At 72.1% G+C, this 15,128-nt stretch carries 8 protein-coding genes; all 8 read left to right on the plus strand.

The genetic code is table 11. From position 1 onward, the window contains the following. Nucleotides 1-29: 29 nt before the first annotated feature. The 8 genes from RIC31_RS01735 (at nucleotide 30) to RIC31_RS01770 (ending at nucleotide 14,817) form a co-directional block, all read left to right on the plus strand. Entirely contained in the window at nucleotides 30-1,691 is a 1,662-nt protein-coding gene (locus tag RIC31_RS01735) for a flavin monoamine oxidase family protein (RefSeq protein WP_350100431.1), read from the plus strand. Between the two features lie 145 nt (nucleotides 1,692-1,836). Beyond that, nucleotides 1,837-6,621, plus strand: a complete 4,785-nt coding sequence (locus RIC31_RS01740; RefSeq protein WP_350100434.1) for an alpha-2-macroglobulin family protein — start codon at nucleotides 1,837-1,839, stop codon at nucleotides 6,619-6,621. Nucleotides 6,622-6,625: 4 nt separating this feature from the next. Then, nucleotides 6,626-8,680: a penicillin-binding protein 1C gene (gene pbpC, locus RIC31_RS01745; RefSeq protein ID WP_350100437.1), complete on the plus strand. Its 2,055-nt coding sequence runs from the start codon at nucleotides 6,626-6,628 to the stop codon at nucleotides 8,678-8,680. A gap of 11 nt (nucleotides 8,681-8,691) precedes the next feature. Then, entirely contained in the window at nucleotides 8,692-9,600 is a 909-nt protein-coding gene (locus RIC31_RS01750; RefSeq protein WP_350100442.1) for a LysR family transcriptional regulator, read from the plus strand. 247 nt (nucleotides 9,601-9,847) lie between these two features. Further along, complete coding sequence (locus RIC31_RS01755; RefSeq protein ID WP_350100445.1) at nucleotides 9,848-10,849, plus strand: Bug family tripartite tricarboxylate transporter substrate binding protein; 1,002 nt, start codon at nucleotides 9,848-9,850, stop codon at nucleotides 10,847-10,849. 56 nt (nucleotides 10,850-10,905) lie between these two features. Continuing rightward, entirely contained in the window at nucleotides 10,906-11,364 is a 459-nt protein-coding gene (locus RIC31_RS01760; RefSeq protein ID WP_350100448.1) for a tripartite tricarboxylate transporter TctB family protein, read from the plus strand. Further along, nucleotides 11,364-12,899, plus strand: a complete 1,536-nt coding sequence (locus tag RIC31_RS01765) for a tripartite tricarboxylate transporter permease (RefSeq protein WP_350100451.1) — start codon at nucleotides 11,364-11,366, stop codon at nucleotides 12,897-12,899. Before RIC31_RS01760 ends, RIC31_RS01765 begins: the two co-directional genes overlap by 1 nt. A 31-nt stretch (nucleotides 12,900-12,930) precedes the next feature. Next, a complete protein-coding gene (locus tag RIC31_RS01770) occupies nucleotides 12,931-14,817 on the plus strand; it encodes a bifunctional sugar phosphate isomerase/epimerase/4-hydroxyphenylpyruvate dioxygenase family protein (protein ID WP_350100454.1) in 1,887 nt (628 codons plus the stop codon). The last annotated feature ends 311 nt before the right edge of the window (nucleotides 14,818-15,128 follow it).

The raw sequence follows: 15,128 nt of genomic DNA on the forward strand, positions 1-15,128 counted from the left end.
GGCATCTCGATGACCACCCGAGGAGCGCCATGACTCCCTCACCCGGCCCGGTCACCGCCTTCGGCCCGGACTTTCCGTTCGCCTACGACGACTGGCTGGCGCATCCGGCCGGGCTCGGCGCGATTCCGGCCGAGCGGCACGGCGCCGAGGTCGCGGTGGTCGGCGCCGGCATCGCCGGGCTGATCGTGGCCTACGAGCTGATGAAGCTCGGCCTGCGCCCCGTCGTCTACGAGTCCGGCCAGCTCGGCGGGCGGCTGCGCTCGCAGCCCTTCGAGGGCGCCGACGGCATCGTCGCCGAGCTCGGCGGCATGCGGTTCCCGGAGTCCTCGACCGCGTTCTGGCACTATGCGGACCGGGTCGGCGTGGAATCGCGACCGTTCCCGAACCCGCTGACCCCGGCGGCCGGCAGCACGGTCATCGACCTGGAGGGCGAGACCTTCTACGCCCGCACCCTGGACGACCTGCCGGCGCTGTTCCGCGAGGTCGCCGTCGCCTGGGCGTCGGCGCTCGAGGAGGGCGCCGGCTTCACCGCCCTGCAGGCGGCACTGCGGGCGCGCGACGCCGGGCGGCTGAAGGAGCTGTGGAACGCCCTGGTGCCGCTGTGGGACGAGCGCACCTTCTACGACTTCGTGGCCTCGTCCTCGGCGTTCCGGGCCCTGCCGTTCCGGCACCGCGAGGTGTTCGGCCAGGTCGGCTTCGGCACCGGCGGCTGGGACAGCGACTTCCCGAACTCGATGCTGGAGATCCTGCGGGTCGTGCTGACCGGCTGCGACGACAACCAGCGCCTGGTGGTCGGCGGCGTCGAGCGGGTGCCGCAGGGGCTGTGGCGCCGTGCGCCGGAACGGGTGGCGCACTGGCCGCGCGGGACCAGCCTGGCCGGCCTGCACGGCGGCGCGCCCAGGCCGGGGGTCACGCGGATCGCCCGGCATGCCGGCGGCAAGTTCGCGGTGACCGACCGCTGGGGCCGGGCCCGGACCGTCGACGCGGTGGTGGCGACCTGCCAGTCCTGGCTGCTGACCACCGCTATCGACTGCGACGAGTCGCTGTTCGCGCAGCCGCTGTGGATGGCGCTCGACCGCACCCGCTACATGCAGTCGTCCAAGACCTTCGTGATGGTCGACCGGCCGTTCTGGAAGGACGTCGACCCGGCCACCGGGCGCGACCGCATGAGCATGACCCTGACCGACCGGCTGACCCGCGGCACCTACCTGTTCGACAACGGGCCGGACCGGCCGGGGGTGATCTGCCTGACCTATTCCTGGATGAGCGACGCCCTGAAGATGCTGCCGCTGCCGGTCGAGAAGCGGGTCGACCTGGCGCTGTCGGCGCTGGCCAAGATCTATCCGGGGGTGGCGATCCGCGACCACATCATCGGCGACCCGATCACCGTGTCGTGGGAGAGCGACCCGAACTTCCTCGGCGCCTTCAAGGGCGCCTTGCCCGGCCACTACCGCTACAATCACCGCATGTACGGCCACTTCGTGCAGAAGGCCATGCCGCCGGAGCAGCGCGGCATCTTCCTGGCCGGCGACGACGTCTCCTGGACCCCGGCCTGGGTCGAGGGCGCGGTGCAGACCGCGCTGAACGCGGTGTGGGGCGTGACCGCGCATTTCGGCGGCGGTTCGGCGCCGGGGAATCCGGGGCCGGGCGACGTCTACGACGCGCTCGGGCCGGTCACGCTGCCGGGGTAGCGGGCGCGCCGGACCGGTCCCGCACGAGCGGAGTCCCCTTCCGCCCGCAAAATGGGCATTGTTTCGCCACGAGTGCCGAGGATGATCGGATCTGCCGGCCGCAGCACGGGGCCGGCACCCGCGTCCCGTTCCGCCGGAGGCCTGCATGCCCGCCTTTCGCCATACCCGCACCGCCGCCTGGGCATCCCTGACGCTTGCCGCGATGGTGACCGCCACCGGCGCGGCAGCGGCCGACGGAATGCGCTTCGCCAAGGAGCGCTACCTGCTGGACGGAAGCACCCCGACGATCTGCCTCGACTACTCGGCGCCGGTCGCGTTCCCGGCCGGCAGCTTCCCCGAGGACTATGTGGCGGTGTCGCCGAAGGCGCAGACCGACGTGCGGGTGCAGGACGGCGCGCTGTGCCTGGGCGGGCTCGACTGGGGCCGGCGCTACGAGATCCTGGTGCGGGCCGGGGTGCCGGCGGCCGACGGGGCGAAGACCGCGACGACCGACACCGTCGGCGTGGCGATTCCCGACGCCCCGTCCTCGGTCGGCTTCGCCGGCGGCGGCTACGTGCTGGCCCAGGCCGGCGAGACCGCCCTGCCGGTCACCACCGTCAACGTCGACGAGGTCCGCCTGCGGGTCCTGCGGATCGTCGACCGCAACCTGATCGACGAGCTCGCCGAGGGCGACTTCAGCCGCACCATGACCGGCTGGTGGGCCGAGCAGATCGAGCAGACCGACGGCGAGCTGGTCTGGCAGGGCACCGTGGAGACGCCGGGTCCGCGCAACCGGCGGGTCCGTACCGGCATCCCGATCGACCGCATCGTCGACCGCTCGCTGCCCGGCGTGCACGTGGTGACAGCGGTCGCCGCCGACGGGCCGGACGAGCCGTGGAACGCGCTGGCCACCCAGTGGCTGGTGGTGTCCAACCTGGGACTCACCACCTTCACCGGCGAGGCCGGGCTGACCGCCTTCGTCAACGGCCTGGACACGGCCCGGCCGGTGGCCGGGGTCGAGACGGTCCTGCTGGCCCGCAACAACAAGATCCTGGGCAAGGCCACCACCGACGCCGAGGGCCGCGTGGACTTCCCCGGCGGGCTGCTGCGCGGCCGCGGCGGCAACGAGGCGACCGCCCTGCTGGCCTACGGGCCGAACCACGACTTCACGGTGCTGCGCCTGACCGGCCCGGCCTTCGACCTGTCCGACCGCGGGGTCGCCGGCCGCACCCCGCCGGGGCCGCTGGACGGCTTCCTGTGGGCCGACCGCGACATCTTCCGGCCCGGCGAGACCGTGCATCTCGCCGCCCTGCTGCGCACCGCCGAGGCGCGCGCCACCGCCGGCATGCCGCTGACCCTCGCGGTCGTGCGGCCGGACGGCCAGGACTTCCGCCGGACGGTGCTGGCGGCCCGCGACGGCGGCGCCTACCAGTCCGACGTCGAGCTGCCGAAGTCGGTGCCGACCGGGCGCTGGAGCGCGCGGCTGTACGCCGACCCGAAGGCGGCACCGGTGGCCGAGTTCGCGTTCTCGGTCGAGGACTTCGTGCCGGAGCGGCTGGACCTCGAGCTGACGGCAGACACGGCAGGCATCGCCGCCGACCAGACCGTCGAGGTCGGACTGAACGGCCGCTTCCTGTTCGGGGCGCCGGCCGCCGGGCTGCGGGTGACCTCGGAGCTGGTGGTGACCGTCGACCCGGAACCGTTCCCGGACTGGGCCGGCTACGGCTTCGGCCTCGCCACCGAGGAATGGACGGCGGTGCGCACCGAGCTGGCCGAGGGCCGGACCGACGCCGAGGGCAAGGGATCCGTCGCGGCGACCCTGCCGGCCCTGGCCGACACCACCCTGCCGCTGCTGGCCCGGGTCCGCGCGACCCTGCTGGAGCCGGGCGGGCGCGGCGTCACCCGGTCGCTCGACCTGAAGGTCCACCGTCAGCCGCTGGCCATCGGCATCAAGCCGGGCTTCGCCGACGCCACCGTCCAGGAAGACAGCGCCGCCGCCTTCCAGGTGGTCGCGCTCGACCCGGCCGGCGCCGCGGTCGCCAGCCAGGGGCTGTCCTGGGAGCTGATCCGCGAGGTCTGGCACTACGACTGGGTGCAGGTGAACGGCAACTGGGAGGTCGAGAGCTCGTTCAACAACCGCCGGGTCGATTCCGGCAAGCTCGACTCCGCCGCCGGCCCGGTGGCGATGTCGGTGCCGGTCGAGTGGGGCTGGTACCGCCTCGAGGTCTACGACGCCGCGACCGGCGTCGCCTCCAGCGTCCGTTTCCAGGCCGGCTGGCGGGCCGGCCCCTCGGCCGGCGCCGCCCCCGACAAGGTCAAGGTCAGCCTGGACAGGGACAGCTACCGTCCCGGCGACGCCGCCCGGGTGTTCGTCGAGCCGCCCTATGCCGGCGAGGCCCTGGTCACCGTGCTCGGCGACAGGGTCCTGCAGACCCGGCGGGTGACGATCCCGGCGGAAGGCGCCGAGTTCACGCTGACCGCCGACGACGGCTGGGGTGCGGCCGGCGCCTATGTGGCGGTGACGCTGCTGCGGCCCGGCAGCGCCGACCCGGCCAAGGCCGACGCGCCGCCGGCGCCCGGCCGGGCGATCGGCCTGACCTGGCTGACCCTGGACCGCGGCGACCGCAAGCTCGCGGTGTCGATCCTGGCGCCGGACGAGACCCGGCCGGAACGCCGGCTGGCGATCCCGGTCGCAGTGTCCGGGCTGGCGGTCGGCGAGAAGGCCTGGCTGACCCTGGCCGCGGTCGACCGCGGGGTGCTGGCGCTGACCGGCTACGAGACCCCCGACCCGGAATCCCACTACTTCGGCAAGCGCCGGCTGCCGGTCGACCTGCGCGACCTGTACGGCCGGCTGATCGACGGCGCCTACGACCGGATCGGCGAACTGCGGGCCGGCGGCGACGCCATGGCCGACCAGAACGCCGGCCTCGGCGCCGACGCCTACGAGACGGTGGCGCTGTTCTCCGGGCTGGTCGAGGTCGGTCCCGGCGGCCGGGTCGAGGTGCCACTGGACATCCCCGACTTCAACGGCGAGCTGCGGCTGATGGCGGTGGCGTTCTCCGACGACAAGGTCGGCCATGCCGAGGCGCCGCTGCCGGTCCGGCCGCCGGTGGTCGCCGAGCTGTCGCGGCCGCGCTTCCTGGCGCCCGGCGACAGCGCCGAGCTGACCCTGGAACTGCACAACCTCACCGGTGCCGCCGGCGATTACCGGATCGCCGTCACCGCCGACGGCCCGGTCGCGATCCGCGACGGCGGCGAGCAGTCGGTGACCCTGGCGACCGGCGGCAAGGCCGAGCGGCGGGTCCGCATCGAGGCGACCGGCAGCGGGGTGGCCGAGATCGCCCTGTCGCTGGCCGGCCCGGGCGACCTGGCCCTGTCCCGGCGGTTCGCCCTGACCGTCCGGCCGGCCCAGGCCGTGCACACCGAGCGCCGCACCGTGTGGCTGGCGCCCGGCAGCATGCTGCGGCTCGACCCGGAGCTGGCCAGCGGGTTCCGGCCCGGGACCGTGCGCACCGGGGTGACCCTCGGCACCGCGCCGACCTTCGACCTGCCGCACCTGATCGACCGGCTGTACCGCTACCCCTACGGCTGCCTGGAGCAGACCGTCAGCACCGCGATGCCGCTGCTCTACCTCGACGAGCTGGCGGCCTATGCCGGGCTCGACGAAGACACCGCGGCCCTGCGCGAGCGGGCGCAGAAGGCGGTCTGGCGGATCCTGAACATGCAGCGCTCGGACGGCGCGTTCTCGCTGTGGGACGCCTACGGCGCGGCCGAGCCCTGGCTGTCGGCCTACGCGCTCGACTTCCTGACCCGGGCCCGCGCGGCCGGCCTCACCGTGCCGGACGGCGCCTACGGACAAGGGCTGGACTGGCTCGAAGCCAACGTGGTCGAGCAGGCCGAGTGGACCGATACCTCGGTGGCCCGGCCCTACGCCTTCCACGTCCTGGCGAAGGCCGGCCGCACCGGGATCGCCGGCGCCGCCCGCTACGTCGCCGACAACCGCGCCGACCGCCTGCCCTACGGCGCCCGCGGCCAGCTCGCCGCCGCCCTCGGCCTGCTCGGCGAGACCGACCGGGCTGGCCGGCTGCTGGCCGACACCGAGGTGCCGCAGCGCGACTGGTGGCGGCACGACTACGGGACGCGCCTGCGCGACGCCGCACTCCGACTGACGGTGATGACCGAGAGCGGCAGCGACGACAAGGCGATCGGCCAGCTGGTCGACCAGGTCGCCGACATGGCCGGCCGGCGGCGCTGGCTCAGCACCCAGGAGATGAGCTGGCTGGTGCTGGCCGCCAAGGCGATGATCGAGCGCCAGCACGCGGTGGCGGCCGAGATCGACGGCCGGCTGGTCGGCCCGCAGACCCGGCCGATCAGCGTGTTCCCGACGCCCGACCAGCTCGACCGCGGCTATCTGATCTCCAACCGCGGCGCCGACACCCTGCGGGTGGCGATCTCCAGCACCGGCATCCCGACCGCCGCCCAGCCGCCGGAAGCCGAGGGTTTCTCCGTCGAACGGGCTGTCTATGCGCTCGACGGCAAGCCGGTCGCCGACGGTTCCGGACTGGTCCAGGGCGAGCGCTACGTCGTGATCCTGGCCGGCACCAGCGACCTCGGTCCGGAGCATCAGGGCCTGCTGGTCGACCTGCTGCCGGCCGGCCTGGAGATCGAGAACACCCGGCTGCGCAACGGCGGCGACGTCGGCGACTTCGGATGGTTGCCGGAACTGACGGAGGCCCGCCACGTCGAGATGCGCGACGACCGGTTCATCGCCGCCTACGACCTGTCGGCCGATCGCCCCGGCTTCACCGCCGCCTACATCGTGCGGGCGGTCACCCGCGGCCGCTTCGTGGCCCCGGCCCCCTATGTCGAGGACATGTACCAGCCCCACCGGTTCGCACGCGGCAGCCTCGGCATGGTGACGGTGGTCGACGCCGCCGCGACCCCGAAGTGACGCGGTGACCCGGCGGGCCGGCATCCTGGGACTGGTGCTCGTCGCGATCGTCGCGGCGAGCGCGGCGCCGGCCGCCTGGGACCGGCTGACCCGGCCGCTCGACCGCGCCGTCGACCCGTCGCTGACCGTCGCCGACCGCGACGGACGGGCCCTGCGGGTGTTCCTCTCGGCCGACGGCGCCTGGCGGCTGCCGGCCGACCCGGCCCGGGTCGAGCCGCTGTATCTCGCCATGCTGACCGCCATCGAGGACAAGCGGTTCCGATATCACCCCGGCGTCGACCCGCTGGCGGTCGGCCGGGCGGTCGGCCAGATGCTGGCCAATGGCCGTGTCGTCTCCGGCGCCTCGACCCTGACCATGCAGACGGTCCGGCTGCTCGACCCGCAGCCGCGCACCCTCGGCGCCAAGGCGGTCGAGGCGCTGCGTGCCCTGGTCCTGGAGGTGCGGCTCGACAAGGACGCGGTGCTCGCCCGCTACCTCACCCTGGCGCCGTTCGGCGGCAACCTGCAGGGCATCCGGGCCGCCTCGCTCGCCTATTTCGGCCGCGAGCCCGTCGCCCTCACCCCGGCCGAGGCGGCCCTGCTGGTGGCGATCCCGCAGGCCCCGGAGCGGCTGCGGCCGGACCGCCACCCGGAGGCGGCGCGGCGGGCCCGCGACCGCATCCTGGACCGGGCGGCCGAGGCCGGCGTGATCCCGACCGCCGTCGCCGCCGAGGCCCGGCGCGACCCGATCCCGGACACCCGTCGGGCGATGCCGATGCGCACCCCGCACCTGGCCCGCCGGCTGGCCCTGGCAGCGGATTCCGGCACCGTGGAGATCCGCACCTCCCTCGACGGCGACCTGCAGCGCCGGATCGAGGGCATGGCCCTGCGCTGGGCCGAGACCCTCGACCCGGAGGCCGGCCTAGCCGTGGTGGTCGCCGATGCCGCGACCGGCGCGGTGCTCGCCCATCTCGGCGCGCCCGACTTCTTCTCGACCCGACGCTCGGGTCAGGTCGACATGACCCGCGCGGTGCGCTCGCCGGGCTCGACCCTCAAGCCGTTCCTCTACGGGCTGGCGTTCGACGACGGCTTCCTCGACCCGCGCAGCATGGTGACCGACGCGCCGCTGCGGATCGCCGGCTACGCGCCGGCCAACTTCGCCCCGGTGCATCTCGGGCAGCTGACAGCTGCCGACGCCCTGCGGCTGTCGCTCAACGTGCCGGCGGTGGCGGTGCTGGACCGCTACGGCCCGGGCCGGTTCCTGCGCAGACTGGCCTCGGCCGACGCCCGCCTCGAGCTGCCGCACGCCGGCGACCGGGCCGGCCTCGCCGTCATCCTCGGCGGCGTCGGGACCAGCCTGGAAGACCTGGTGAGCCTGTACACGGCGCTCGCCGGCGACGGCCGGGTCCGGCCACTGACGGTCCGGGCCGGCGGCCCGACCGGCGAAGCCTCGCGACCGCTGCTGAGCCCCGGCGCCGCCTGGGAGATCGCCCGCATCCTGGAGGGGACCCCGCACCCGACTCATTCGGCCCGGCGCCGCGGCGGACCGGTGGCCTGGAAGACCGGGACCTCCTACGGCTTCCGCGACGCCTGGGCGGTCGGCGTCGGCAACGGCCTGGCGGTCGGCGTCTGGGTCGGCCGGCCCGACGGCACCCCGCGCCCCGGCCATTTCGGCGCCCGCTCGGCCGCCCCGCTGCTGTTCGAGCTGTTCGACATCCTGCCGACGGCACGAAGCCTGGCCGCCGCGCCGCCGAGCGGCGGCGGCAGTCCGCCGTCCGCCCACCCGCTGCCACCGGCGCTGGCCTACTTCCCGCCGCGCCCGGACACCCCGACGGCCGACCCGGTGCGCATCGCCTATCCGCGCGACGGCAGCGAGATCGAGCGCCCGTCGGACCGGCCGATCGCGCTGCAGGCCCGCGGCGGGCGGCGGCCGCTGGTCTGGCTGGTCGACGGCCGCCCGCTGCCGGCCCCGCCGCATCGCCGCGACGCCGCCTGGCAGCCGGATGGGCTCGGCTTCGCGACGGTGACGGTGATCGACGCCGACGGCCTGACCGCCCATGCCCGGTTCCGGGTGCGCTGAGCGGCCCGGCGATGATCACCCTGCGCCAGATCGAGGTCATCCGGGCGGTCATGGTGACCGGCACCATCGCCGGCGCCGCCAGGCTGCTGAACGTCTCGGCGCCCGGCATCAGCCGGCTGATGAAATACACCGAGGACACCCTGGGGTTCCGGCTGTTCATCCGCCGACACGGCCGCTACGACCCGACGCCGGAGGCGCGCGACGTCTTCGACCTGGTCGACACGGTGTACCGGAAGGTCGGCGACCTGCAGACAGCGATCGACCGCATGAAGCGCGGCGAGACCAAGGAACTCAGCCTCGGCTCGGTCCCCAGCATCGCCAACGTGATGGTGCCGCGGGCGATCGAGCGGCTGCGGCGGCGCTACCCGCAGCTGCGGATCGACATCAACATCCTGAAGGTCGAGGACGCGGTCGACTACCTGCTGCTGCGCCGCGGCGAGGTGGTGGCGATGAGCTACCGCTTCGACCATCCGATCGTGACCTTCGAGCCGCTGGCCCGCGGCCGGCTGATCTGCGTGGTGCCCGAGAGTCATCCGCTGGCCAGCGAGGAATCGGTCTCGGCTCGGCAGATCGTCGGCTATCCACTGATCGGAATCGATCCCAACGACCCGTACGGTTCGATCATGGCCCGGATCTTCACGCGCGAGGGCCTGACTTACGACACGACCATCCGCGCCCGCTTCGGGTCAACCGTGTGCAGCCTGGTGGCGGCCGACCTCGGTATCGCGGTGATCGACCAGTTCACGGTAGCCCACGGTCAGGTGTCCGGCATCCGCTGCCTGGAGATCGAGGAGGACACCGGCTTCGAGACCTACGCCGCGCACCGCAACGACGGGCCGCTGTCGACCTATGCCGAGAACTTCGTGTCGACGCTGCGCGACGAGATGCGGGCGGTTGCCGATCCGGCGACTGCCGAATGAATTAACGTAATGTTACGCCGTTAGCATTCTGCGTATTTGACGTTAGCTTTCTGTATCATCGATTCTGGTATCCAAGCCGATGCCTCGGAAACGGACTCCACCCGCGGCCTTGCGGGTGGCACGGTCAGCCGATGGAAATTGGCCGTCGACCGGGCCGGGTATCGGCCCGGCGAAGAAGCCAGATGGAAATTGGCCGTCGACCGGGCCGGGTATCGGCCCGGCGAAGAAGCCATAGGGAGGAACACCGATGAAGATCAGACTGCTCGGGGCCGTCGCGGCCATCGCCTTGCTGGCAGGCGGCCCGGCGGGCCACGCTGCCGACTACCCCGCCAAGGACCTGCAAGGCATCATCATGTGGGGCGCCGGCGGTGCTACCGACACGGTCGCCCGTGCGGTCACTCCGCTGGTCGAATCCGCGCTCGGCCAGCAAATCGTGCTGGTGAACAAGCCCGGCGGCACCGGGGCGATCTCGACCGCCTTCGTCGCCGCCCGCCCGTCCGACGGCTACACGCTCCTGTACGGCGCCGAGAACCCGCAGCTCCACAAGGTCCTGCAGCTCTCGCAGATGGACTACGCCGACTTCTACCCGGTGAACATCCTGGCGCACGGCGTCGCCGTCATCGTCGCCAACAACGATATGCCGTGGACCTCCGTGAAGGATCTGGTCGCCGACGTCCAGAAGCGGCCCGGCGAGGTCAAGATGGGCTCGACCGGGCCCGGGGGCCTGCCACATGTGGTCGGCTCGTTGCTGAAGACCGTGATCGACTTTCCGGTGACGGCGGTGCCGTTCGACGGCGAAGGCCCGGGCATCACCGCGCTGCTGGGCGGTCATGTAGACTTCATGCCGGCCGGGCTTAGCGCCGCAGCCGAGCACATCAAGGCCGGACGGGTGAAGGTGCTGGCGGTGGTGAATGACGGCGAGATCGCCGCCCTGCCCGGCGTTCCGCCGATCACCGCCGACTTCGAGGGGTTCGGCAAGTACCTGCCGTGGGGCCCGTTCTACGGGGTGTTCGTGAAGCGCGACGTGCCGGATGACGCCAAGGCGAAGCTGGTCGCCGCGTTCAAGCAGGCCGCCTCGGATCCGAAGTTCGTCGACCTGATGGTGGGGCGCGGCAACATCATGATGAACATCGCCGGCACCGAGGCCGACGAGTTCCTCGGGAAGTGGCAGTCGACGACCGCCTGGGTGCTGCACGAGGCGAATGCGACCAAGGCTTCGCCGGCCGAGTTCGGCATCCCGAAGCCGTAGGACGGGCGGGGCGGCTCCATCCACGGAGCCGCCCTTCCGCCACCAGGGAGAGTCGGGTGTCGCAACCACGTCCACGGCAGCCGGGAGAGCGGGCCTTTACCCTGGCCCTGCTGGCCCTCAGCCTGTTCCTGCTGTACCAGGCCTACACGATCTCCGGCTTCTCGGCGGTCAGCTCGCCGGGCGTGTTCCCCATGGTCGCCGCCGGGGTCATGGTGCTGTCGCTCGCCACCGTGCTGGTGCGCGAGCGCGGCCGTCCGGATCCCGCCGGATTCGTCCGACAGGTGACCCCGCCGGTGCTGCTCGGCTCGATCGTCCTGATCGTCGGCCTGATGGTGACCCTGGAGCCGGCCGGCTTCGTGGCCGCGGCCGGCGGATTCCTGTTCGCCACGATCCTATTCCTGCAGCGCGGCCGGCCGGTGCGCGCGGCGCTGGTCGCCGCTGTCGCGGTAGTCGCGATCTACGTCGTCTTCCGGATCGGCTTCCAGGTCGTGCTGCCCGAGGCGGGGTGGATGTGATGGACGGCTCGGCGCTGCCCTATTTCCTGATGGCCTGGCTCGACCCGTCGCTGCTGGCGCTGACCGCGCTCGGCACCCTGGCCGGCGTCTATATCGGCGCGATCCCGGGGCTGTCGGTCACCATGGCGGTGTCGATCCTGATCTCGTTCACCTTCGCCTGGGACGTCAACGAGGCCCTGGCGCTGATGGCCGGCGTGTTCTGCGGCGGCGTCTACGGCGGGTCGCGCACCGCGATCCTGCTGAACATCCCCGGCGCCCCGAGCGCGATTGCGACGGCGCTCGACGGATTCCCGCTGGCGCAGCGCGGCGAGGCCGGGCGGGCGATCGGCGTCAGCACCGTGGTGTCGGTGATCGGCGGCATGATGGGCGTCGTGGCGCTGGCGGTCGCGGCGCCGGCGATCTCCGAGTTCGCGCTGATGTTCGCACCGCGCGACTATCTGCTGCTGGCGGTCATCGGCCTCCTGCTGGTCGGCAGTCTGTCCGGCGAGTCACTCGCCAAGGGCGTGTTCGCTGGAGCACTCGGCGTGCTGATCGGCATGGTGGGCATGGACCCGCTGACCGCCGAGCAGCGCTTCACCTTCAGCCAGGTCTCGCTGCTGGGTGGAATCCCATACGTGGCCGCGATGATCGGCTTCTTCGGCGTCGCCGAGGCGCTGGTGCAGCTCCACCAGCTTGACGCCAAGCCGATCCGCCAGAAGGTCGACCGCATCGTGCCGAGCTGGGATGTGGTGAAGCGGTACATTCCGCTGTCGATCCGCAGTTCCGCAATCGGCGTGGTGATCGGCGCACTGCCCGGCACCGGCGGCGACATCGCCTCGCTGATGGCATACGACCATGCCAAACGCAGCGTGAAGAAGCCGTCGCGGCCGTTCGGCGACGGCGCCTACGAGGGGCTGGTGGCGCCTGAGTCGGCCAACAACGCTGCGATCGGCGGGGCGTACATCCCGATGCTGACGCTTGGCCTGCCGGGCGACGCCGTCACCGCGGTCATTATCGGCGCGCTGTTCATTCACGGCTTGCGCCCGGGGCCGATGCTGATGATCGAGACTCCGCACCTGTTCTGGTTCACGGTCGGCAACCTCACACTCGCGAACCTGTTCACCCTGGTATTCGGCCTGACCGGAATCCGGGTCTTCGCGAAGATGGTGGAATGCCCGCGCGCTATCCTGGTGCCGCTGATCATCGTGCTGTCGGTGGTCGGCACCTACGCCATCCAGAACAGCGTCATCGACATCTATTGGATGCTTGCGTTCGGGGTGCTGGGTTATTTCATGAAGATCTATGGCTATCAGGTCGGCCCGGTGATCCTCGGGGTGATCCTGGGGCCGCTGATGGACGTGTCGTACCGCCGCGCCATGCTGTCGGTGCGCGACGATCCGTCGGCATTCGCGCTCGAACTGCTCACCCACCCGATCAGCCTCGTGCTGACCCTTTTCGTGGTGCTGCTACTGGCCCGGCAGACGCCGGCCTGGGCAGCGGTGCAGAGCCGGCTCGGCCGATGGCGTGCCGGTCACGGAACCGGCGGCAGCGCCTGACGACGCCCGCCCTGGATGGAGGCCGCAGCCCATGAAGACGTCGATCGCCACCGTATCGCTCAGCGGTGATCTCGAGGAGAAGCTGGCAGCCATCGCCACCGCCGGGTTCGACGGCGTCGAGATCTTCGAGAACGACTTCCTCAGCTTCGACGGCGGCCCGCGCGACGTCGGCCGCATGGTCAGCGACCTCGGCCTGGCCTGCGTCGCGTTCCAGCCGTTCCGCGACTTCGAGGGCATGCCCGAACCGCAGCGCGCCCGCGGTTTCGCCCGCGCCGAGCGCAAGTTCGACGTCATGGAGGAGCTCGGGACCAAGCTGCTGCTGGTGTGCTCCAACGTCTCGCCGGCCGCGCTCGGCGGCATCGACCGGGCGGCGGACGACCTGCGCGAGCTCGGCGAGCGGGCCGCCAGGCGCGGGCTGACGATCGGCTACGAGGCGCTGGCCTGGGGCCGGCATGTCAGCGACCACCGCGACGCCTGGGAGATCGTGCGCCGCGCCGACCATCCCAATGTCGGGCTGATCCTCGACACCTACCACACCATCGCCCGCGGCGTGCCGGTGGAGAGCATCCGCTCGATCCCGGGCGACCGCATCGTGCTGGTCCAGGTCGCCGACGCCCCGAAGCTGGACATGGACCTGCTGCAGCTCAGCCGGCATTTCCGCTGCATGCCGGGCCAGGGCGACTACCCGCTGGCTGGATTCATGCAGGCGCTCGACGCCACCGGCTACGACGGCATGCTGTCGCTGGAGATCTTCAACGACCAGTTCCGCGCCGGCTCGCCGCGCCAGACCGCCGCCGACGGCAAGCGCGGCCTGGTGTTCCTGATGGACCAGGTGGCGCGCTCGCCCGACAACCCGCGCCGGCGCAAGCCGACCATGCCGCCGCGGCCGGCCGCACTCGGCGTCGAGTTCATCGAATTCGCGGTCGACGAGGATACTGCCGAGCAGCTGCGCGGCTTCCTCGGCGGTCTCGGTTTCCACCACGCCGGCAGCCACCGCTCGAAATCGGTGGAGCTGTGGCGCCAGGGCCCGGTCAACCTGGTGATCAACACCGACAAGGAGGGCTTCGCCCACTCCTCCTACATCGTCCACGGGCCGTCGGTCTGCGCGGTGGCGCTGCGGGTCACGGACGTCGAGGGCGCGATGGCACGGGCGGGCCAGTTGCTGGTGCCGTCCTTCGCCCAGGCGGTCGGGCCGGGCGAGCTGGAGATCCCGGCGGTGCGCGGCGTCGGCGGCAGCCTGATCTACTTCGTCGAGCCGAAGGGCCCGCTGGCCGACATCTGGTCGGTCGACTTCGAGCTGACCGACGAGGGCGCGAACGGCGGCATCGGGCTGGAGCGCATCGACCACCTCGCCCAGTCGATGAGCTACGAGGAGATGCTGACCTGGGTGCTGACCTACACCGCCCTGCTCGATTTCGAGAAGGAGCCGCAGGTCGACATCACCGATCCCGGCGGGCTGGTGCGCAGCCAGGCCCTGCACGCCCCCGACGGCACCGTCAGGCTGGTGCTGAACAGCTCGCAGAGCGCGAAGACCCAGTCGGCGCGGTTCCTGACCGAGTTCTTCGGCTCCGGCACCCAGCACATCGCGTTCGAGACCCGGGACATCTTCGCCACGGTCCGGGCCATGAAGGCGAACGGCCAGGCGCCGCTGCCGATCCCGGACAACTACTACGACGACATCGACGTGCGCTTCGGCCTCGATCCCGCGCTAGTGGCCGAGCTGCGCGACCACGACGTGCTGTACGACAATGACGGCGCCGGCGAGTACTTCCAGATCTACACCCGCACCTTCGCCGACCGGTTCTTCTTCGAGATCGTGCAGCGCCGCGACTACACCGGCTTCGGCGCCGCCAACGCCCCGGTGCGCCTCGCCGCCCAGGCCCGATCCGCCCCCGAGCCGACGATGCCGCGGCGATAGGGCGCGAATCTCCGCACCGCCCGTCGCGTCGTGGGTTTCGGCTCGGCCGCGCCGAGGGCGGCGCGCCCGTCCGGAATGACGTCGCAGGGGCCATATCCCCTTTCGTCATTCCGGACCGGACCGCCCATGGCGGGACGGAGCCGGAACCCACGGCGCGACCTTCGGGATTCACACATTTCTCGGCGGCGGGTGGGTTCCGGAGCCGGACGCTCGCGCGTCCCCTCCGGAATGACGAAGGTGGGCAGGATTTGGCCGGCTTCCCTCCCGGATCCACCCCTCACTTCGTCATCCCGGAGGGGCTGCGCGAGCAG

It is taken from the genome of Thalassobaculum sp. (assembly GCF_040219615.1).
Taxonomy (GTDB): Bacteria; Pseudomonadota; Alphaproteobacteria; order Thalassobaculales; family Thalassobaculaceae; genus Thalassobaculum_A.

Bases quoted from the DNA above. Each gene is read 5' to 3' on its own strand.
- RIC31_RS01735 (WP_350100431.1), top strand. From the start codon at position 30: ATGACTCCCTCACCCGGCCCGGTCACCGCCTTCGGCCCGGACTTTCCG.
- RIC31_RS01740 (WP_350100434.1), top strand. From the start codon at position 1,837: ATGCCCGCCTTTCGCCATACCCGCACCGCCGCCTGGGCATCCCTGACG.
- RIC31_RS01750 (WP_350100442.1), top strand. From the start codon at position 8,692: ATGATCACCCTGCGCCAGATCGAGGTCATCCGGGCGGTCATGGTGACC.
- RIC31_RS01755 (WP_350100445.1), top strand. From the start codon at position 9,848: ATGAAGATCAGACTGCTCGGGGCCGTCGCGGCCATCGCCTTGCTGGCA.
- RIC31_RS01765 (WP_350100451.1), top strand. From the start codon at position 11,364: ATGGACGGCTCGGCGCTGCCCTATTTCCTGATGGCCTGGCTCGACCCG.
- RIC31_RS01770 (WP_350100454.1), top strand. From the start codon at position 12,931: ATGAAGACGTCGATCGCCACCGTATCGCTCAGCGGTGATCTCGAGGAG.